The organism is Salipiger abyssi (assembly GCF_017311415.1).
Classification (GTDB): Bacteria; Pseudomonadota; Alphaproteobacteria; order Rhodobacterales; family Rhodobacteraceae; genus Salipiger; species Salipiger abyssi_A.
In genome coordinates this window covers 16908-36619 of sequence record NZ_JAEKIS010000005.1, presented here as the reverse complement: position 1 = coordinate 36619, position 19712 = coordinate 16908, and the positions used below count along the sequence as shown (strand labels likewise).

General features: G+C 67.7%; 17 protein-coding genes. 7 read left to right on the top strand and 10 right to left on the bottom strand.

The genetic code is table 11. The annotated features are described in order from the left end of the window. Nucleotides 1–2 precede the first annotated feature (2 nt). The 4 genes from phnD (at nt 3) to I6N89_RS08400 (ending at nt 3390) form a co-directional block, all read left to right on the top strand. Nucleotides 3–920: a phosphonate ABC transporter substrate-binding protein gene (gene phnD / locus I6N89_RS08415; protein ID WP_207017846.1), complete on the top strand. Its 918-nt coding sequence runs from the start codon at nt 3–5 to the stop codon at nt 918–920. 63 nt (nt 921–983) lie between these two features. Then, nucleotides 984–1928: a phosphonate ABC transporter, permease protein PhnE gene (gene phnE / locus I6N89_RS08410; RefSeq protein WP_207017844.1), complete on the top strand. Its 945-nt coding sequence runs from the start codon at nt 984–986 to the stop codon at nt 1926–1928. Continuing rightward, entirely contained in the window at nt 1925–2782 is an 858-nt protein-coding gene (gene phnE / locus I6N89_RS08405; RefSeq protein WP_207017842.1) for a phosphonate ABC transporter, permease protein PhnE, read from the top strand. Before phnE (I6N89_RS08410) ends, phnE (I6N89_RS08405) begins: the two co-directional genes overlap by 4 nt. Then, nucleotides 2779–3390, top strand: coding sequence for a DapH/DapD/GlmU-related protein (locus I6N89_RS08400; RefSeq protein WP_207017840.1), 612 nt, complete (start codon nt 2779–2781; stop codon nt 3388–3390). Before phnE (I6N89_RS08405) ends, I6N89_RS08400 begins: the two co-directional genes overlap by 4 nt. A 65-nt stretch (nt 3391–3455) precedes the next feature. Here I6N89_RS08400 and I6N89_RS08395 read toward each other — a convergent pair whose 3' ends face one another. The 10 genes from I6N89_RS08395 to I6N89_RS08350 form a co-directional block, all read right to left on the bottom strand. After that, complete coding sequence (locus I6N89_RS08395; RefSeq protein WP_207017839.1) at nt 3456–4448, bottom strand: LacI family DNA-binding transcriptional regulator; 993 nt, start codon at nt 4446–4448, stop codon at nt 3456–3458. Further along, nucleotides 4445–5026 (bottom strand): dual specificity protein phosphatase family protein, encoded by a 582-nt coding sequence (locus I6N89_RS08390; protein WP_207017837.1) that lies wholly within the window; start codon nt 5024–5026, stop codon nt 4445–4447. Before I6N89_RS08390 ends, I6N89_RS08395 begins: the two co-directional genes overlap by 4 nt. Before the next feature lie 3 nt (nt 5027–5029). Further along, nucleotides 5030–6055, bottom strand: coding sequence for an MBL fold metallo-hydrolase (locus tag I6N89_RS08385; protein ID WP_207017835.1), 1026 nt, complete (start codon nt 6053–6055; stop codon nt 5030–5032). Continuing rightward, the gene (locus I6N89_RS08380; RefSeq protein ID WP_207017834.1) at nt 6043–7779 is read right to left on the bottom strand and encodes an ABC transporter permease; all 1737 of its coding nucleotides are present in this window, start codon (nt 7777–7779) and stop codon (nt 6043–6045) included. Before I6N89_RS08380 ends, I6N89_RS08385 begins: the two co-directional genes overlap by 13 nt. Nucleotides 7780–7783: 4 nt before the next feature. Continuing rightward, the gene (locus I6N89_RS08375) at nt 7784–8752 is read right to left on the bottom strand and encodes an ABC transporter substrate-binding protein (protein WP_076695811.1); all 969 of its coding nucleotides are present in this window, start codon (nt 8750–8752) and stop codon (nt 7784–7786) included. Nucleotides 8753–8790: 38 nt separating this feature from the next. Further along, nucleotides 8791–9876 (bottom strand): ABC transporter ATP-binding protein, encoded by a 1086-nt coding sequence (locus I6N89_RS08370; protein WP_207017831.1) that lies wholly within the window; start codon nt 9874–9876, stop codon nt 8791–8793. Between the two features lie 413 nt (nt 9877–10289). Further along, the gene (locus I6N89_RS08365) at nt 10290–10808 is read right to left on the bottom strand and encodes a bactofilin family protein (RefSeq protein WP_207017822.1); all 519 of its coding nucleotides are present in this window, start codon (nt 10806–10808) and stop codon (nt 10290–10292) included. Further along, nucleotides 10798–12108 carry a DUF5930 domain-containing protein gene (locus I6N89_RS08360; RefSeq protein ID WP_207017820.1) on the bottom strand — a complete coding sequence of 437 codons (1311 nt, stop codon included), beginning with the start codon at nt 12106–12108 and terminating at the stop codon, nt 10798–10800. The genes I6N89_RS08365 and I6N89_RS08360 overlap by 11 nt, the downstream gene beginning before the upstream one ends. A gap of 194 nt (nt 12109–12302) precedes the next feature. Further along, entirely contained in the window at nt 12303–13121 is an 819-nt protein-coding gene (locus I6N89_RS08355) for a ferritin-like domain-containing protein (RefSeq protein WP_207018191.1), read from the bottom strand. A gap of 85 nt (nt 13122–13206) precedes the next feature. Beyond that, on the bottom strand, nt 13207–13659 hold the full coding sequence (locus tag I6N89_RS08350; protein ID WP_207017818.1) for a peroxiredoxin: 453 nt from the start codon (nt 13657–13659) through the stop codon (nt 13207–13209). Nucleotides 13660–13746: 87 nt separating this feature from the next. On the opposite strand from I6N89_RS08350, the gene I6N89_RS08345 reads away from it, so the two are divergent. From I6N89_RS08345 to I6N89_RS08335, 3 genes are all read left to right on the top strand, one after another. Then, on the top strand, nt 13747–17037 hold the full coding sequence (locus I6N89_RS08345; protein ID WP_207017817.1) for a DUF3971 domain-containing protein: 3291 nt from the start codon (nt 13747–13749) through the stop codon (nt 17035–17037). 7 nt (nt 17038–17044) lie between these two features. Further along, nucleotides 17045–18094: a tRNA preQ1(34) S-adenosylmethionine ribosyltransferase-isomerase QueA gene (queA, locus tag I6N89_RS08340; protein ID WP_207017815.1), complete on the top strand. Its 1050-nt coding sequence runs from the start codon at nt 17045–17047 to the stop codon at nt 18092–18094. A 228-nt stretch (nt 18095–18322) separates the two neighbouring features. Further along, entirely contained in the window at nt 18323–19618 is a 1296-nt protein-coding gene (locus I6N89_RS08335) for an MFS transporter (protein ID WP_207017813.1), read from the top strand. The last annotated feature ends 94 nt before the right edge of the window (nt 19619–19712 follow it).

The window sequence follows — 19712 nt, the reverse complement described above, 5'->3', positions numbered from 1 at the left end:
TCATGAAACTCTTCACCACTGCCGCGCTCGTGGCGCTCATCGCCGCCCCTGCCATGGCCGAGGGCTGGAAGGATGACTATCAGGTCATCAAGTTCGGCATCCTCTCGGGCGAGAACGAAAAAGACCGCCTGATGCGCAACGAGCCGCTGCGCCAGTATCTCGAAAGCCAGCTGGGCGTGAAGGTCGAGATCTTCACCGCCGGCAACTACGACGGTGTGGTGCAGGCCATGGCCGCCGACCAGATCGAGATCGCGCGCTTCGGCTCCTCCTCCTATGCGGCCGCCTATACCGCGACCGAGGGCGGCGTGCGCCCGATCCTCACCACCATCAAGCAGGACGGCAACACCGGCTACAACTCCATCGTCGTGACCCGCTGCGATAGCGGCATCAAGTCGCTCGACGATGCCAAGGGCAAGGTCCATGCATTCGCCGATCCCGACAGCACCTCGGGCTATGCGGTGCCGTTCTTCAACATGAAGGAAAAGCTGGGTATCGACCCGGCCAGCTATTTCGCCGCCACGCCGTTTTCCGGCTCGCATGAGGCCGGTGTGCAGGGCGTCGTCAACGGCACTTTCGACACCGCATCGACCTATCAGAACAACGAGGTCGACGGCATCCCGCAGCGCATGGTCTCCAAGGGCATGATCGAGGACGGTGTGATCTGCACCATCTGGGAAAGCCCCGAGATCACCGTCGGCCCCTGGACTGTCCGCAACAACCTGCCCGACGCGATGGTCGAAGAGCTGACCGAGGTTCTGGAAAACTTCGCCGAGAACGATCCCGAGGGGTTCGCCCTCACCAACTCGGTCGACCCGTCCGACGAGAACCCCGATACCGACTACATCCGTGTCGATCACGACCGCTATCAGTGGATCGTCGATATGCGTCAGTGGATCAAAGAACAGCGCCGCGGCTCGTAAGCCAGGCGAGACCAACAGACCGGGGCGCATCATGCGCCCCGGTTCTTTTATGAGGGGGCAGGTATGAGCGATGTTGCGGAGCTGACCGCCTATCCGCCGGTCAGCGGGCCGAGCGCGATTTCGGCGTTCGAGCGCGATTTCACCGCCAAGCGCAAGGCGGCGCGGATCAACTGGGCGCTCGGCACGGCGGTGTTCGTGGCGCTGTTTCTTGCCACCGCTTGGCTGGGCGATTTCTTCAAGGTCACGCAGGTGACGTTGCCGGACGGCTCGCGCGACTGGCGCTGGATCGTCCCGGCGGGCATCCCGCGTCTGGGCGAATATATCGAGAAAACCCTGCCGGTGCTGCGCTGGGAGAGCCTCGGCGCCGATCTGGCGGAATGGTTCTGGCGCTGGCAGATCTGGCTGCGGCTGCTGGTGGAAACCATTCTCATCGCCTTCATGGCCACCACGCTGGGGGTGATCGGCGGGTTCCTGTTGAGCTTTCCCGCCTCGCGCAACCTCGCGCCCAACAGATGGGTGCTGTGGATCTGCCGCCGCTATCTGGAGATCGCCCGCACCGTGCCCGAGCTGGTCTGGGCGCTGATCTTTGTCTTCTGCTTTTCGGTGGGGCCGATGGCCGGTGTCATGGCCGTGGGGCTGCATGCCACAGGCGCGCTCGGCAAGCTTTATTCGGAAGTGAACGAGAATATCGACATGGCGCCGCTCGAAGGCGTCAAGGCGGCGGGCGGCACCTGGTTCGATCAGATCCGCTATGGCGCGGTGCCGCAAGTGCTGCCCAATATCGTCAGCTACACGCTGCTGCGCTTCGAGATCAATGTCCGCTCGTCGTCGATCATCGGCTATGTCGGCGCCGGCGGGCTGGGGCAGGAGTTCCGCACCGCCATGAGTTTTCAGGAATATACCGATCTGTCGGCGCTCTTTGTCATCATCTTCGTGACCGTGGTGGTGATCGACTTCGGCTCGGAAAAGCTGCGCCACCGGATCATCGGGCTGGAGGAACGGCCATGAGCGTCACCGATCTCGATATCGCGCGGGCCAAGGGAGAGATGCCTCTGGCCTTCCGCGCGCCGCTATCCGTGCGCCTGCGCCGGGCGGCACTCTGGGCGCTGTTTCTGGGGCTCATTGTCTACTGCATCTGGGCCTTCGACATCACGCCTGCGCGGATCTGGACCGGCATACAGCGCTTTGGCGATGTCGCGGGCTTTATGTTCCCGCCCTATGTCTGGAAAAGCTGGGAGGCGTTTTCCGAGATCCTGAAAGGGCTGGGCGAGACGCTGTCGATGGCCTTTCTTGGCACGCTGCTGGGCGCTGTCTTTGCCTTCCCCTTGAGTTTTCTGGGGGCGAAGAACATCAACCGGCTGCCTGTCCTGCGGCTCTCGGTGCGGCGCGGCTATGACATCATCCGCGCCTTCGAGACGCTGATCCTGGCGCTGATCTTCATCCGCGCCTTCGGGTTGGGCCCGCTGCCCGGCATCCTTGCGATTGCTGTCAGCGAGATCGGCACCTTTGCCAAGCTCTTCTCGGAAGCAATCGAGAACACGTCGGAAAAGCCGGTCGAGGGCGTGAAGGCGTCGGGCGGGTCGCGGGCCCAGCAGATCCGCTTCGGCACGCTGCCGCAGGTGCTGCCGGTGATTTTTTCGATCCTGCTCTACAATTTCGAATCCAATGTGCGCTCGGGCACCATACTGGGCATCGTCGGGGCAGGCGGCATCGGTTTTCTGCTCTCGGACCGCATCAGTGCCTATCGCTGGGACGAGGCCTGGTCGATCATCTTCCTGATCATCCTCATGGTCTATGTGATCGACTTCCTCTCGGCCAAGATCCGCGCGCGCATCATCGGCGACTGGGGAAGCGCAAAATGAAGAAACTCACCGAAGCGCCGACGATCCATGAGACCTCGAGCGTCGTCAATTGCACGCTGGGAAAATGGACCGAGGTGCAGGCCCATGTCTCAATGCGCGAGGTCGAGTTTGGCGACTATTCCTATATCGTCAAACACGGCAATGTCGTCTGGTCGAGCATCGGCAAGTTCTGCTCGATTGCGGAGGGCGCGCGGATCAACCCGGGCAACCACGCCACCTGGCGCGCGGCGCAGCATCATTTCACCTATCGCGCGGCGCAGTTCGGGCTGGGCGAGGACGATGCGGATTTCTTCCAGTGGCGCAGGGATCACTGGGTGAGCATCGGTCACGATGTCTGGATCGGCCACGGCGTGACGGTGCTGCCGGGGGTGCGCATCGGCGATGGCGCCGTGGTGGGCGCGGGGGCGGTGGTGTCGAAGGATGTGGCACCCTACACCATCGTCGGCGGCGTCGCGGCGCAGCCGATCAAGCGCCGCTTTACCGAGATGCAGGGCACGGCCTTGCAGGAGATCGCCTGGTGGGACTGGCCGCACGAGACACTGCGCGCGGCGCTGCCCGATATCCGACGGCTGAGCATCGACGCGTTTATCGAGAAATACGCGGGGTGAGGGAGCGGTGGGCAGGATTGCCCACCCTACGAGGCATTGGCATTTTCAGGAGCCGCGCGAAGAGATCACGCGACGCTGTTCCGTTCCACCAGTGTCACCGGGATATGCTCGCAGGTCGGCGCCGCTTCGGCGGGGCGGTCCACCGCGTCCAGCGTGGCGCGGGTCAGCGCGTCGAGCGACTGGCGGATCGTGGTCAGCCGGTGCGAGGCCCAGCCCGAGACCGGCGCGTCGTCGAACCCGATCACCGACAGATCGCCGGGCACCGTGCGCCCGAGTTCGGCCCGCGCGGTGTTGAGCACGCCGAGCGCCAGCTCGTCGGTGACGCCGAATATGCCGTCGAGCCCGGGCCGCGCCAGCAGCGCGCGGGCCGCCGCGCAGCCGGTCTCATAGCGGTTGGGGCCTTCCGCCCAGCGGGTCACCGGGATGCCGTGGCGGGCCATCTCCGCCTCGAAGGCCTCGGCGCGTTCTGTCTTGGCCGAGGTGCGCGAGCCCGAGATCACCACCGCCACATTGCCGCAGCCCGCCGCGATCAGCCGCTCGGCGGCCAGCCGGCCGCCCTGCGCGGAATCCGCCTGGATCAGATCGGCCAGCGTGCCTTTGGGCGGGGCGGGGCGGTTGATCAGCACCATGCGTGCGCCGTTGCTGGCACAGAGCCGGATCAGATCGTCCGGCGCCGCGCCCGACAGCAACACCACCGTGCGCACCCGGTAATCCAGTAGCCGCGCCAGATCCGCCGCGCCGCCCTGTGCGCTGTTCAGCAGCAGGCATTGCAGCCCACGCGCGTGCAGCCCGGCGCTGAGCGCATCGAGCTGTGCCGAGATATAGGGGTTGCCGAGATTGCCGCCGACCACGCCCACCAGATCCGAGCGCGCCTGATGCAGCGTCTGTGCCAGCCGGTTGACGCGATACCCCAGCTCTTCGGCGGCGGCGAGGATGCGTTCGCGGGCGGTGGCCGAGACCTGCGCGCCGGGCGTAAACGCCCGCGACACCGCCGATCGCGACACGCCCGCCCTTCGCGCCACATCCGCCGCAGAGACAAAGCGCCGTCGTCCGCTCATCGCGCGCAGAGCCCCCGGTCGAGCACCTCTTGCGCCAGCGCCAGCATCGGCGGCAGGGGATAGGTGTCGTCCATGCCGCGCAGTGCGCGCAGATGCGAAAGGGCGGTGGCAAGATCGGGGTAGCTTTCGCGACGGCGCAGATGCAGCCAGAGCGCCAGCACGGTCACCGAGCGTGAGCGCCCGCCGCGGCAATGCACGAGCAGCCCGCCGGGGCGGTGGGCCGGGTAATGCGGTTTGCCCGGCGTATAGCCCGCTGCAAGCCCGTCGATCAGTTGCACGGCGGCGGCCAGCGTTTGCGGCGCGTTGCCCGCCCCGTCGATCATGCCGATCTGATAGCGCCGCACCTGCGTGCCGTGGGGCAGGGACAGCGGGCCGGGGAAGATGTTCATCGCCAGGTTCAGTGTGGCGGTGATGCCATGTGCGTGCAGCGCCTGCGCATCCTCGGCAGCGGGCAGGTTGCCGAGCCAGAGCGCGCCCAGCCCCGGACCGGGCGTCTCGCTTGCGCGATAGAGCAGCGGGCGCGCATCCTCGCGCGCTTCATGGGCGGGGGTGTCGGTCGGCAGGGCGTGGCGGGTCATGCGTCAGACCTCCAGAGACGTGGCGCGGCAGAGCCGGGGGCCGAGCTCGGCCACGAGGTTCGGCGCGGTGGCAAGATCGACGAAGGCAGGCAGGACACGGGCCGCGCCTGTGCCGTCGGCCAGTGCAACCACGTCGGAGCAGCGCGGGTGCACATTCCAGCCCATCCAGCGGGCGCGCCCCTCGGATATCATTGCGTGCGCCGGGCTGGTCTGTGGCACATGGCCGGAGAAGACAAAGCGAAACCCGGCGCGGTCCCGCAGCGCGGCGGGCAGGCCTTCTTCGGCATTCGGCCCGGCCGCGACGATGATCTGGCCGGGGCGCGCGGTGTCGGCATCGGCCCGCAACGGACGGGTGCCTGTCAGGCGCGACATCTCACCCGCGATCTGCGCGCAGGCGTGGACCTCCAGCCCCCGAGCGGAAAGCGCCGCCACCATGTCAGGCCCACGCCCGTCCGCGGGGCAGGGCAGCACGGCGCCGCGCTCTGCGGCCTTGGCCAGCGCGGCAACCTGATCGGACAAAGCCACTTCGCGGTCGCCATAGGAGGCATCCGCCAGCACCGTTGCCGCGCGGGGAAACGGGTCGCAGGCGAGCAGCGCCGTCTCGGTGCTGAAATCGCCGGTGTAGAGGAACCCGCCGTGATCCGTGTCGAACCGCATCCAGATCCCGCCCGGCGCGTGTCCGGCCCGCCCCGTTTCTACGGTGACACCCAGCACGTCGGCGCATCCCCGTTCGGGCAGTGCGACACACTGCACTGGGCGCAGCGTGGGGGGCAACTGGCGCAGGGTCTCGGCGGAGGCGAAGACGGTCGGTGTGCCGATCTCGTCCAGCCGGTCGAGCGCGCCCACATGGTCGCTATGGGCGTGGCTCAGCAGCACCGCGTCGATGCGGCCCGCGCCAGAGAGATCCGGGCGCTCGCCCGCCTCCAGCCCGGTGCCCATGTCGAGCAGCAGCCGCTTGCCCGCGATTTCCAGCAGGAAGATGGCGGCGCTCTTGCGCCCCAGCCCGCTCAGCGCTGTCAGTCGCGCCATGGCAGTACCCCCTCGGGCAGACGGCGCCCGACGATCAGGCTCAGCCCCATCAGCGCCAGCACCAGGAGCACCATCAGGCAGCCCACGGCGGCGGCCAGCGTCGACGAGCCCGCCTCTTCGAGAAAGATGATCATCGGCCCGATGGTCTGGGCGCGCGACGAGACCAGCAGCACCGAGGTCTGGATCTCGTTGATCGCCGTCATGAAGACGAGGATGCCGGCCGCCATGGCCGAGGGCGCCAGCGAGGGCAGAACGATGTCGCGCAGCCTGGCGAAGATGCCGGCGCCGGCGAGCTGCGCCGCCTCGTCGAGCCCGCGTTCGATCTGGGCGTAACCACCGAGGATCGGACGCAGGGCGAGGGCCAGATAGTTCGACAGATACGCCGCAAGGATCACCCAGACCGTGCCGTAAAGCCCGGTGCCGATCAGCGGCAGGGGGCGCAGGAAAAAGAGGATCATCGCCACGCCGATGATGATGCCGGGCAGGGCATAGGCGAGTTCGGAGGCAAGCCGCAGCAGCCGCGCGACCCAGCCTTTGCGCCAGACCAGCACATAGCCGAGCGCCACCGCCACCGGGATCAGCACCGCCACGGTGAGCAGCGTCAGCCAGAGGCTGGTGGCAAAGGCCTCGCGGATGCCTTCGTGGTGAAAGAGCGCATTGGCGAAATTTTCGAAGGTGATGGTCTCGGCGTTCAGCGGCTGGCCGTAGCCGCGCACCAGCGCCGTGCCGAACAGCGCCGAGAGCGGCAGCACGAGGCAGGCGAGCAGATAGGCCCAGGCGGTCGCCTCGACGGGCAGGCGCCAGCGCCCCAGCGCCATGCGCGGCGGGCGCTGCGCCGCATCGACCCGCTGGTCGCCGCGCCGCCCGAGCCAGGCGGTGACCGCCATGCCGCAGACGGTGAGCCCGGCCAGCAGCAGCGCCAGCAGCGCCATGTCGTTGAGCGCCGAGGGGCCGTAGGAGCTGAGCCTGCGATAGATGAGCGTGATGAGCGTGGAGACGCGGGCGGGAATGCCCAGCATCGCCTGAATGCCGAAATTGCCGATGGCAGAGACAAAGGCCAGCGCGGCCCCGGCAAAGACGCCGCCCCGGATCAGCGGCAGCACGATGTCGCGTGTGAGCGCAAAGCCGCCTGCGCCGTTGGCCCGCGCGGCTTCGAGCAGCGAGGCGGGCAGGCGTTGCAGGCTGGCGCGGACCGACAGGAACACCAGCGGCGCGTTGTAGAGGCCGAGAAGGAAAATGATGCCACCCATGGAATAGAGCGGATGGCGGGTGCCCGGCGGCAGCGACAGGCCGAGCGGGCCGAGAATGGGGCTGGCGGGGGAAAACGCCTGGATCCAGGCAAGGGCCGTCACCTGCGGCGGGATCATCAGCGGCAGCACGAAGCCGAACACCCAGAGCGTGCGGTTGCGCATGTCGGTGAGCCCGGTCATCAGCGCCGCGAGCGTGCCGGTCACGGTGGCGAGCAGGGTGGCGGCGACGGAAATCCAGATCGTGTTCACGACCGCCTCGGCCACCCGGCGCCCGCCGAGGATCTCGGCGATGCGGGCCGCGTCGAAACCGCCCTGCGGAAACAGCGCCGCATAGGCCAGACGCCCCAGTGGCACGATGGAAAGCACCCCCACGAATAGCACCAGCGCGAGCAGTAGCAGCCGCTCGCCGTCCGGTGCTGAGGGCAGACGAAGCGCCCGGTAGGGGCGCTTCGGGGTGTTGTCGGCGAGGCTCAAAGGATCAGAGCCCGAAGATGTCGGCGAATTTGGCGCGGACCGCGTCATTGGTCTCGACGGCCGCCTCGACATTGTAGCCCAGCAGTTTCATGTCTTCGATGGCGGGGTAGCCCTCGGGGCCTGCGACGCCGGGCAGGATCGGCAGGTTGCCCTGCTCGGCCACCAGCTCCTGACCTTCGCGGCTGAGCAGGAAGTCGATGAAGATCTTGGCTTCGTCCGGGTGCTGGGTGGTGGCCATGATCGCCGCCGGCTCGGTGATGAAGCTGACGCCGTCCTTGGGGGCGATGTAATCGACCGGCGAGCCGTCGGCCTTGGCGCGCAGCGTGTTGGCATCGACGATGATGGCGTATTTCGCCATGCCCGAGGCGACCGCCTTGGTGGCCGGCCCGTTGCCGCCCTCGGGCACGATGTCGAGATCGTTCAACCCTTCGTAAAAACCCCAGCCGATACCGTCGGCATTGATCAGCGCGTGCAGGTGGTTCAGCGCGGCGCCGGAATAGAGCGGCGACGGCACGGCGATCATGCCGCGATTGTCTTCGGTCAGCAGCTCGGCCCAGGTTTCGACCGGCTCGGCGATCTGGGTGTTATAGGCGATGCCGGTGGTGATCGCCTTGGTGCCGAAAAAGGTCATGTCCGGGTCGTAGGTCTCGGGCGCGTACTCGGCTACGGGGGCCTCCGGGTAGGCCATCAGATGGCCGCCGACTTTCAGCTCGCCGAGGTTGATGACATCGGCGACGAGCAGCACGTCGGGTTGCACCTGGCCGGCCTCGATCTCAGCGCGCATCACGTTCATCAGCGCCGAGGTGCCGTTGCGGGTCCATTCGACCTTGATGTCGGGATGTGCGGCCTCGAAAGCATCGACAGTCTGCTGCGCCTGTTCGGGGGCTTGGCTGGTGTAGAGGGTGAGGGTGGTTTCCGCATAGGCGGCGCTGGAGAGCAGGGCCGCGGCGAGCGTCATGGGGAGAAGCTTCATAAGATCCGTCCTTTGAGTATTTGCAGAAAGATGAAGGGTCAGGGTGTGGCGGCCGTGTCGGGGATGACCCAGCCGTCGCGCAGGGCGAGGGAGATCCGCTGCCCTTGCCTCAGCGAGGCGGGCGCGGCGATGTTGAGGGAAAGCGGCACGTCGCCCGCGGGGCCGGCCATGACCTCGGTGCGCAGATAGGCGCCGCGAAAGCTGGCGCGGGTGACATTTGCGGAAATGGCGTTGTGGGTGCCCTCGGGCACCAGGTCGAGATCGCCGGGATGGATCGAGATGCGGGCGCGGGGGCGCGGGCGTTCGCCGGGGGCGCAGCGCAACCTGGCCGGATGGCCCAGCACCGAAGCGCGGGCGAGGCCGTCGCCGGTGGGGTGCAGGCCTTCGCCGTCGAGCACCCGGCCCTCGCCGATGAAGCCCGCGACCGCCTCGCTGGCGGGCTGGCGGAACAGCGCCTGCGGGGGGGCGAATTGCAAGATGCGGCCCCGGTCCATTACGGCGACGCGGTCGGCGAGCGCCAGCGCCTCGGCCTGATCGTGGGTGATGTAGAACATGGTAGCGCCCGAGCGGGCGTGGAAGCGGGCGAATTCTTCTTCCAGCGTGCCGCGCAGATGCATGTCGAGATTGGCCAGCGGCTCATCGAGCAGCACCACGCGGCTTTCCATGGCGAGGCAGCGGGCCAGCGCCACGCGCTGGCGCTGGCCGCCGGAAAGATCGGCGGGGCGGCGTTTGGCGAGCGGGCCGAGTTCGACGAGATCGAGCACATGGGCGACACGCCTGTCGCGGTCGGGTTTCGGCAGGCCTGCGATCTTCAGCCCGTAGGCGACGTTCTGCGCCACGCTCATATGCGGCCAGAGCGCGTAGTTCTGGAACACCACACCGATGCCGCGTTTCTCGGGCGGCAGGTGGCGGGCAGGGCCGGAGACGGTTTCGCCGCCGATGGCGATCTGGCCGCCGTCGAGTTTTTCGAACCCAGCCAGACAGCGCAGCAGCGTGGTCTTGCCACAGCCGGAGGGGCCGAGCACGGCGACGAACTCGCCGTCGGCGATGGCGAGCGAGACCTGATGCAGCACCTGCGTCTGGCCGAAGCGCTTGTCCAATGCGTCGATGGCGATGTCGCTCACGATCCGTCCCTTTCCCGTGCCACTGCACAGCTGTGCAGCGTTGTGGCGATGGATGGGGGTAAGGCGCGACAGCCGGGCGACGGATCGGTGATGATTTTATGACATTGCGGGAAAGAGCGAGCGGGCAGCGGTTGGCAGATACCCGCCCCGGACTTGATCCGGGGCCTCTGCGTTTGTGCGGTGAGGAGGCTTGGAGGCCCCGGATCAAGTCCGGGGCGGGAGGCTTTTAGGGATCATGACGCGGTGCTTTGGGGGCGACTGCAAGCGCCGGGTCCAGAGCCGGGTTGTGGTGTCTTTGGGAGGAGCATTCACGAGCGGCGAAGTCTCTCCGGGCGACATTGCCCGGCCCATCGAAAACGAAAGCGCCGGGCGCGAGGCCCGGCGCTTCGAAACGCGATGAAAGGCGGCGGCGTTTAGCCGGCCTGACCCTCGGCGGCGGCCGGTTTGGGCTGCGGGGCCGGAGCGGCGGCTGCGCCCTTGCCGCGTGAGGAGAGCGGATCGTCCTGGCGCTGCACGGAGCCTTCGAAATGCGCGCCGCTCTCGATGGCGATGGTCTTGTGGATGATGTCGCCTTCGACGCGGGCGGTGGCGGTCAGGCGCACCTTGAGACCGCGCACGCGGCCAACGATGCGGCCATTGATCACCACGTCATCGGCCACGACCTCGCCCTTGATGGTGGCGGTCTCGCCGATGGTCAGCAGATGGGCGCGGATGTCGCCCTCGACCGTGCCCTCGACCTGGATGTCGCCGGTGGTCTTGAGGTTGCCGGTGATGTGCAGATCGCTCGACAGAACCGATGCCGGGGGCTTGGCTTTCGGCGGGGTCGACGGCTTGAACTCGGGCGCCGACTGGCGCGGCGCTTCGGCGGCCGGTTTCGGTGCGCTGTCCTCGGCCTTCGGGCCGGGCTCGTTGATCTTGCTTTTAGAAAACATCGTTTGCAGCCTTGATGTAGGTCATGGGGTTCACGGGCTCACCTCCGACGCGAACCTCGTAGTGAAGATGCGTTCCGGTCGACCGTCCGGTATTCCCCATATCACCAACGCGGTCCCCGCGCGAGACCCTTTGGCCCACCTTCACGCGGATTTTGGACATATGCGCATAGCGGGTCTCGATGCCGAACTCGTGCTGGATTTTCACCAGACGGCCATAGCCGGACATCCAGTCGGCATGAGTGACGACGCCGTCGGCCGTGGCATAGATCGGCGTGCCGTGCGGCGCGGCGAAATCGGTTCCCGCGTGCAGACGCCCCCAGCGGCGCCCGAAGCCGCTGGTGAAGCGGAACGGATCCTTGAGCGGCACCGCGAAGGGCGCCTTCTGCGCGGCGATGCGGTAGAGGTTCAGCTTGTCCATCTCGCCGAGGATGCGGTTGGCGCGCTCCATATCGGCGGACGGTTCCTCGCCGCGGGTCGAGAAGGTGATCGGCGTCAGCGGCCCGCCCTGGCCGGAATAGCCCTTGCGCACCTGGTCGATAATGCGATCCGGGTCCATGCCGGCGGCGGAGAACATCTTGTCGAGCGGTTTGACCGAGACGGTCATCGCCTCTTCGAGCTGGCGGAAGATGCGGTCGTTCTTCTCTTCCATCAGGCGCAGCTCGGTGGCCATCTCGTCGGCGCGCACCAGCGCATCCTGGGCATCGGCCACGACCTGGTCGCGCTCCTCGGCGGTGCGGGCCAGCGCTTCGGCCAGCAGATCGAGTGTGCTGTCGCTCTCGCTATTGCCGGCACTCTGTACCGCGCCGCCCTCGATGCGGGTCTGGAGGCTGGCCAGACGCTCGCCGATCGCCTCGCGCTCTTCCATGGTGGTGCGCAGTGTGGTCTGGATCACATCGATGCCGGTTTCCAGCTCGCGGCGCTGGGTCTCGGAATCGAGCAGTTTGGACTGCATGGAGGAGACCTGCGCCAGCGCGGTGTTGAACCGTTCCTGCGCGGCCAGCGCCTCGGAGGCGCGGGCATCGCGCTCGGCGGAAAGCTCGTTCAGCCGGCGCTGATAGGTGACCTGGTCGCGCTTGGCCTGCTCGCGGAAGTTGCCGGCGCTGATGCTGTCCATGAGCAGGATCGCTGTGGCGACGATGGCCCAGGCGACCAGAAGGGCGCCGCCTAGAAAGGCCACAAGCTGCGTTTCCGAGCGCAGGCGGATGAAACGTGTGTCGGTATCCGATTTGAGAAACAGCCGACGTTCCGGAAAAAAGCGCTCCATAAGCGCATGGGTTCTGATCGCGAAACGCGTTCTCACCTGTCTGTCCTTTGTTCCCGTCCCAACAACAACGCTCGGTTCCCCAAAACACCCGGCGTCCTGCCAAAGGGCCTTACCCAGAGCCCGGCATGATCGCAACATTTTTGGGCTTTGCCCCGGCGGCATGCCGCGAATCTCCGTCAAAATGGCGAAAAACCGCCGATGCCAATGGGTTCGGTGCGCCTATTTCCGCGTCACCGGGGGCCACGCTCGTCCGCCAGCGGCCAGTAGAAATCCGGCGGCAATCCGGCTTCGGCGCGCTTTTCCTCGTTGAAGGGCGGTTTCAGCGCGCCGTGGAAATAGGTCTGCACGAGATCGTGGAACACCTCCTTGGGGTCCAGATCGTGGCGACCGCACAGAAAGTGGAACCATTTCGAGCCATAGGCCACATGGCCGACCTCCTCGGCATAGATCGTCTCCAGCGCGGCCACGGCGTTGTCCACTCCGGCGCGACGGAAGATCTCGATCATGCCCGGCGTCACGTCGAGCCCGCGCGCCTCCAGCACCATGGGCACAACGGCGAGCCGGCCCATGAGATCGCTGGCGGTGTCCTCTGCGGCACGCCACATCCCGGCATGCGCTGGCAGGGCGCCGTAGAAGCTGCCAAGGCTTTCGAGGCAGTCGCACATGAGGTTGAAGTGCTTGGATTCCTCGTCGGCGGCCTTGACCCAGTCGTCGTAGAAGCCGGTCGGGAACCGCGTGTCGGTGAAACGCGCGACGATGTCCCAGTGCAGATCCACCGCGTTCAGCTCGATATGCGCCACCGCATGCAAAAGCGCGATGCGGCCCGCGGACGAGCCGGGCTTGCGCTTGGGCACCTCGCGCGGGTCGAGCAGCTCGGGCCGGGCGGGGCGCGCCGGGCGCAGCGGCGGGGTCGCCTCGCCGAGCGGGATCGTCTCGCCGGCCTTGCGCGCGGCGAACCACGCCGCCGCGTGGGCATGGGATTTGGCGGTCTTTTCGCGCCCGTCGGCGGTGGCCAGCACGTCCACCGCCATTTCGCTCAAGCTCATCATCGCCGCGTCGTCCCGTTCCTCTCCGCCGGGCCAATGTCCTTGCAAGGACATTGCAAATCTCTTGCAAGAGATTTGCGGCGCGGGCTCACAACGCCTTTGCCGCCTCCAGCACCTCTTCTGCGTGGCCGGGCACCTTCACCTTGCGCCATTCCTTTGCGATCTCGCCATTGGCGTCGATCAGGAAGGTGCTGCGCTCGATCCCCATGAAGGTCTTGCCATACATCTTCTTTTCCTTCCAGACGCCGAAGGCCTCGCAGACCTCCGAGCCCTCGTCGGAGAGCAGCGGCACGGTGAGCTCTTTCTTCTTCATGAATTTTTCATGGCTCGCGAGGCTATCCTTCGACAGGCCGAAGACCTTCACGCCCGCCGCCTCGAACTCGGGCAGCAGGGCGGAGAAATCCTGGTTCTCCCTGGTGCAGCCCGAGGTGTCGTCGCGCGGATAGAAGAACAGCACCACCGGGGCGGGGCGCAGGGCGGAGAGCGTCACGTCCTCTCCGGTGGTGGCGGGCAGGGTGAAATCGGGGGCGGTGTCGGCCATGGGGCGCTCCATTCTAGCGTTTCTCAATTCCCTGATCTGGGTGTAGAACGCCGGAGCGGCAAAGCAAACCGAGAGACACGACCGGCAGTGACATCCGAGAACGAAGATCCGGGGGCGACGCAGGCAGGACGCAGAAAGCGCCGCTGGCTGGCCGGGCTGCTATTGCCTCTGGCACTGGTGGGGCTGCTGCTGGCCGGCGGGCTCTGGTATGCGCAGGGCCGGGCGATTGCCGCGCCGGACTGGCTGCGCGAGCGGATCGAGTCCCGGCTGGGCGCCATGGTGCCCGGGCTCGACATCCGCTTCGGCGGCCTGAACCTGCTGGTGCAGCCCGATGGGCTTGCTCGTTTCGTGCTGACGGATGTGGATGTCCGCGCCGAGACCGGGGCGCAGGTGGCGACGCTTTCGGATGTGGAGATCGGCGTGACGCCCGGCAAGCTGCTCTTCGGCGAGGCGGAGCTGCGCGCCGCGCGGCTCTCCGGCGCGGTGCTGACCTTGCGCCGCAATGCCGAGGGCGAGCTGGGGCTGGCGCTCGGGGATGTGTTCGCCTCCGACACGCCAACGCCCGACATTCCCACGATCATCGCGCGGGTCGATGACGCCATGTCGGATCCGCGCCTCGCCGGGCTGCGCGAGGTGCAGGCCGACGCGCTGACCATCCGCTACGAGGACGCGCGCGCCGGGCGCGGCTGGACCGCCGATGGCGGCAGGCTCAGCCTCACCCGCGAGGGCGGGGCGCTGCGGCTTGCCGGCGACATGGCGCTGCTCGGGCGCGGCGACGTGGCGGCGACGCTGGCGCTCAATGCCGAAAGTCCGATCGGCGAGACCAGCGGCAGTTTCGGCCTCAATCTCAGCGGGCTCGGCGCGCAGGACATCGCCACGCAGAGCCCGGCGCTGGCCTGGCTCAACGCGCTGCGCGCGCCGATCTCCGGCGCGCTGCGCGGCTCCGTCAGTTCCGGCGGCCGACTCGGTGCGCTGAGCGCCACGCTCCAGATCGGCGCCGGCGCGGTGCAGCCCAACCCGCGCACCCGGCCCATCCCCTTCGACCGCGCGCGCACCTATTTCTCCTACGATCCGGCCAGCGCCAGCCTGCGCTTCGACGAGATCTCGGTGACGAGCCGCCTCGGCACCATCGTCTCGGACGGGCGCGCGACGCTGCGCGGGGCCGAGGGCGGCTGGCCGCGCGGCATGACCGGGCAGTTCCGCGTCACCCGCTTCGAGGCCGACCCCGAGGGCTTTCTCGATAGCCCGGTCCGGCTCAGCGGCGCAGAGCTCGACTGGCAGCTCGATTTCGATCCGTTCCGGCTCGATCTGGGCAGGTTCCGCAGCACCGACCCGGCGCTGCCGCTGCGGCTGTCCGGCACGCTTGCCGCCGAGCCCGAGGGCTGGCGGCTGGCGCTCGACGGCAGGCTCGACGCCATCGGCCATGAAGAGCTGCTCTCCTACTGGCCCGAGGCGATGGCCGACAAGCCACGCAAATGGGTGGCGGACAATATCTATGCCGGCGGGCTGCGCGACACGGTCTTTGCGCTGCGCCTGGCGCCGGGCGGCGGCCTGGTGCCCTACGTGGACACGCGTCTCGAAGGGATCGAGCTGACCTATTCGCGCACGCTCCCGCGGATCACCGATGCGGCGGGGCAGCTCACCATCTACGACAACCGGCTGGCGGTGACGATGGAGGCGGGGCAGGCCACCCCGCCCGAGGGCGGCCCGCTCGACGGCAGCGGCAGCCGCTTCGTCATCCCGGATCTGACCGCCCGTCCGCTGATGGGGGAACTCACGCTCGACGTGCGCGCGCCGCTGGTCGCGGCGCTCTCCTATCTCGACAGCCCGGGGCTGGAATTCATGCGCAAGGCAGGCAAGCCGGTGCAGCTCGGCGACGGGCGTGTCGCGCTTGCCGGCCGGATCGACGTGCCGCTGATCCATGGAGTCAAGCGCGAGGATATCCATATTCGCGGCACCGGTACGCTGGAGGATGTGCGCAGCGAGGAGATCGTGCCCGGTAAGAGCCTGAGCGCCACGCGGCTCGCCTTCGATCTGACAGACGATCAACTGGTGATCTCCGGTTCGGCGGATCTGTCGGGCGTGCCGTTCCGTGGCAGTTGGACCCAGCCGCTGACCCCGCCCGGGGCGGGCAGCCGGGTCGAGGGCGAGATCGTGCTCTCGGCACCGGTCGCCGAGGCGCTGGGGCTGCGACTGGCGCCGGGCGTGGTGTCGGGGCGCGGCACCGGCAAGGTGAGCATCGCGCTGGAGCCGGGTACGGCGCCGCGCTTTACTCTCACGTCGTCGCTGGCGGGGCTGGGCATCTCGCTGCCGCAGATCGGCTGGCGGCTTTCGGAGGCGGGCACCGGCGCGCTGGATCTGGCGGGCAGTCTGGCGCAGCCGGTGCGCATCGACCGGCTGGCGCTGAGCGGCGCCGGGCTGGAGGCGCTCGGCTCGGTCACGCTGGGCAATGACGGCGGTTTGACGCGGCTCGATCTGCCGGAACTCAAGGTCGGCAACTGGCTCGACAGCGCGGCGGTGCTGACCCCGCGCGGACGTGGCGCCGCGCTGGCGGTGGCGCTGAACGGCGGCTGGCTGGATCTGCGCCGCGCGCCCTTCGGCATGGGTGGCGGCCCGGGCGGCGCTGCCGGTGGCGGCGGCCCGCTGAGCATCGCGCTCGACCGGTTGCAGGTGAGCGATGCGATCTATCTGGCGGATTTCGAGGGCGATTTCTCCTTGGCGGGGGGCATCAACGGCGAATTCCGCGCGCGGGTGGGCGACCGCGCCCCGGTCACCGGCGAGATCGTGCCGCAGCGCGGCGGCAGCGCCGTGCGCATCCGCAGCCGCGACGCGGGCGACGTGCTTGCCGGCGCGGGGGTGTTCCGCAACGTGCAGGACGGCACCTTCGATCTGACGCTGGTGCCGGTGCGCGGACGGGCGGGCGAATACGATGGCACGCTGGCCATCGAGGGCGCGCGCTTGCAGGACGCGCCGGCGATCACCGGGCTGCTCGATGCGGTCTCTGTCGTCGGCCTGCTCGATGAGCTGAACGGCGCCGGGATCTTCTTCTCCGAGGTCGAGGCGCGGTTCCGGCTGACACCGTCGCAGGTGGTGCTTTCCCGGTCGAGCGCGGTGGGGCCGTCTATGGGCATCTCGATGGATGGCTATTACGATCTCGCCAGCCGCCGCATGGACATGCAGGGGGTGCTGTCGCCGGTCTATATCCTCAACGGCATCGGGCGGCTGTTCTCGCGCAAGGGCGAGGGGCTGATCGGCTTCAACTTCAATCTCGCGGGCTCGGTGGACGATCCGGCGGTCTCGGTGAACCCGCTTTCGGCCTTCACTCCGGGCATGTTCCGTGACATCTTCCGCCGCCCGCCCCCCAGCCTGAGCCAGTAGGGACATCATGAAACTCAGCGATTTCGATTTCGATCTGCCCGAGGCGCTGATCGCCACGCGGCCGGCGCAACCGCGCTCCTCCGCGCGGCTGCTGGTGGCCGAGGGCGAGCGGATCACCGATGCGGTGGTCTCGGATCTGGGCAACTGGCTGCGCCCCGGAGACCGGCTGGTGCTGAACGACACCAAGGTGATCCCGGCGCGGCTCTTCGGCACCCGCAGCCGGCAGAGCGCGCAGGGGCTGACGCAGGCGCAGATCGAGGTGACGCTGCTCGAGCCGCGCGCCGGCGGGCTCTGGGCGGCGCTGGTCAAGCCGCTGAAGAAGCTGCGCGAGGGCGAGACGGTGGTGTTCTCCGACGCGCTCTCGGCCACGCTGGAGGCGCGCGAGGAGGGGCAGGGGCTGTTCCGCTTCAATCTTGCGGGTGAGGATTTCGACGCCGCGCTGGCCGAGGCCGGCGCCATGCCGCTGCCGCCCTATATTGCTGCCAAGCGCGCCGCCGATGCGCGCGACAAGCAGGATTACCAGACCGTCTGGGCGAAACATTCCGGCGCGGTGGCTGCCCCCACCGCTTCGCTGCATTTCGACGCGCCGCTGCTGGCGGCGTTGCGCGAACGGGGCGTGGCGTTCACCCATGTGACGCTGCATGTGGGCGCGGGCACCTTCCTGCCGGTAAAGGTCGACGACGTGACCACCCACAAGATGCATGGCGAATGGGGCGAGGTCTCTGCCGCCGCCGCCGCCGAGATCGCGGCGACCAAGGCCGCCGGCGGGCGGGTGATCCCGGTCGGCACCACGGCGCTGCGGCTGATCGAGACGGCGGCGCGCGAGACCGGTGCCATCGCGCCCTGGACGGGGGTGACGGAGATCTTCATCTATCCCGGTTTCGAGTTCCGGGTGACCGATGCGCTGATGACCAATTTCCACCTTCCGAAATCGACGCTGATGATGCTGGTCTCGGCGCTGATGGGGCAGGAACGGATAAAGCGGATCTATGCCCATGCGGTGGCGGAGCGTTACCGGTTCTTCTCCTATGGGGATTCGTCGCTGCTGCTGCCGTGACGGTTGGGTGAGGGGCCTGTCCGCACGCAACGGCAGCCGCGCCATCGCCTTGTTCCGCGCAGACTGTGCTCGAATGTCCAAAGATAAAACGGCCGCCCATTGCCCGTGTGCAAGAGGGATCGTCAACCGGCCTTTACTGGATAGTTGCCTTTGTCCCGGACCAATGGCACGGGTGCGCCGAACCGACTCGCACTCACGCGAACCGGCACGACGAAGGAGGGCCCCCGCATGCTCGAAGTTCTGAGACATTCCTGGGCGCTGCTTCTCGGCATGCTGCTTTTGATGCTGGGCAATGGCCTTCAGGGCTCGCTTCTGGGCGTGCGCGGCAGCGGCGCGGGGTTCTCCGCCTTTGAGATGTCTGTGGTCATGTCGGCCTATTTCGCCGGCTTCCTGCTTGCCTCCCGCCTGACGCCCGGCATGATTCGCCGCGTCGGCCATGTGCGGGTCTTCGCGGCGCTGGGCTCTTTCGTCTCGGCGGTGCTGATCCTCTACCCGGCTTTCCCGCATCCCGTCGCCTGGACGATCGAGCGGATGATCATCGGCTTTTGCTATTGCGGCGTTTACGTCACCGCCGAGAGCTGGCTCAACAACGCCTCCTCGAACGAGTCGCGGGGCCAGACGCTCTCGGCCTACATGATCGTGCAGATGCTGGGGATCATCGCCGCGCAGGCGATGCTGCTGGTGCCCGATCCCTCGGGCTTCCTGCTCTTCGTGATCCCCTCGGTGCTGGTCTCGGTGGCCTTCGCGCCGATTCTGCTCTCGGTCTCGCCGACCCCCGCCTTCGACACCACCAAGCGGATGAGCCTGCGCGAGCTTTACGCCGCCTCGCCGCTGGGGGTCGTCGGCATGATCCTGCTCGGTGGCGTTTTCGCCGCGCAGTTCGGCATGGCGGCGGTGTTCGCCGCAGAGGCCGGGCTGCGGCTGACGCAGATCTCGATGTTCGTCGCGGCCTTTTATGTCGGCGCGCTGGTCACGCAATACCCGCTGGGCTGGCTCTCCGACCGGATGGACCGTCGCCAGCTCGTTGCCGGCGTGGCGCTGATGGGCGGGCTTGCCGCCTGTCTGGCGGCGGTGATGCCCGACCGGTTCTATGTGCTGCTCGGCGCGGCCTTCCTGATCGGGGGCGCGGCCAATCCGCTTTATTCGCTGCTTATTGCCTATACCAATGACTTTCTCGACCTCGAGAACATGGCCGCCGCCTCGGCGGGGCTGCTCTTCGTGAACGGGGTTGGTGCTATCGCCGGCCCCATCGTCACCGGTTGGGCGATCGAGACATTCGGGCCGGGCGGCTATTTCGCTCTGATCGCGGTGCTGCTGCTCAGCCTCACCGGCTACGCGGGCTGGCGGATGACCCGGCGCCCGGCGCCCTCGGTGGACGAGACCAGCGCCTATACCGCGATGAGTCCCACCGTCACCCCGGTGGCCATGGAGGCCGCTCAGGAGGTGGTGATCGAGGCCATCGAGGCGGCAGAAGCCGAGGCAGAGGCCGAATCGGAGGCACGCCGACAGGGAGCGGTCGGATAATCGCCGCTGGCGGAATGTCGTAATTGACAGAATTTTTTACTTTTGTTCGTCTCGGGGGGGATTGTAACCTTCCTGTGACGCACGCGGAGTGGGA

What these genes read in the sequence shown, in the direction of transcription:
- phnD (WP_207017846.1), top strand. Translation starts at nt 3, where the DNA reads ATGAAACTCTTCACCACTGCCGCGCTCGTGGCGCTCATCGCCGCCCCT.
- phnE (WP_207017844.1), top strand. Translation starts at nt 984, where the DNA reads ATGAGCGATGTTGCGGAGCTGACCGCCTATCCGCCGGTCAGCGGGCCG.
- phnE (WP_207017842.1), top strand. Translation starts at nt 1,925, where the DNA reads ATGAGCGTCACCGATCTCGATATCGCGCGGGCCAAGGGAGAGATGCCT.
- I6N89_RS08400 (WP_207017840.1), top strand. Translation starts at nt 2,779, where the DNA reads ATGAAGAAACTCACCGAAGCGCCGACGATCCATGAGACCTCGAGCGTC.
- I6N89_RS08395 (WP_207017839.1), bottom strand. Translation starts at nt 4,448, where the DNA reads ATGAGCGGACGACGGCGCTTTGTCTCTGCGGCGGATGTGGCGCGAAGG.
- I6N89_RS08390 (WP_207017837.1), bottom strand. Translation starts at nt 5,026, where the DNA reads ATGACCCGCCACGCCCTGCCGACCGACACCCCCGCCCATGAAGCGCGC.
- I6N89_RS08385 (WP_207017835.1), bottom strand. Translation starts at nt 6,055, where the DNA reads ATGGCGCGACTGACAGCGCTGAGCGGGCTGGGGCGCAAGAGCGCCGCC.
- I6N89_RS08375 (WP_076695811.1), bottom strand. Translation starts at nt 8,752, where the DNA reads ATGAAGCTTCTCCCCATGACGCTCGCCGCGGCCCTGCTCTCCAGCGCC.
- I6N89_RS08365 (WP_207017822.1), bottom strand. Translation starts at nt 10,808, where the DNA reads ATGTTTTCTAAAAGCAAGATCAACGAGCCCGGCCCGAAGGCCGAGGAC.
- I6N89_RS08355 (WP_207018191.1), bottom strand. Translation starts at nt 13,121, where the DNA reads ATGATGAGCTTGAGCGAAATGGCGGTGGACGTGCTGGCCACCGCCGAC.
- I6N89_RS08350 (WP_207017818.1), bottom strand. Translation starts at nt 13,659, where the DNA reads ATGGCCGACACCGCCCCCGATTTCACCCTGCCCGCCACCACCGGAGAG.
- queA (WP_207017815.1), top strand. Translation starts at nt 17,045, where the DNA reads ATGAAACTCAGCGATTTCGATTTCGATCTGCCCGAGGCGCTGATCGCC.
- I6N89_RS08335 (WP_207017813.1), top strand. Translation starts at nt 18,323, where the DNA reads ATGCTCGAAGTTCTGAGACATTCCTGGGCGCTGCTTCTCGGCATGCTG.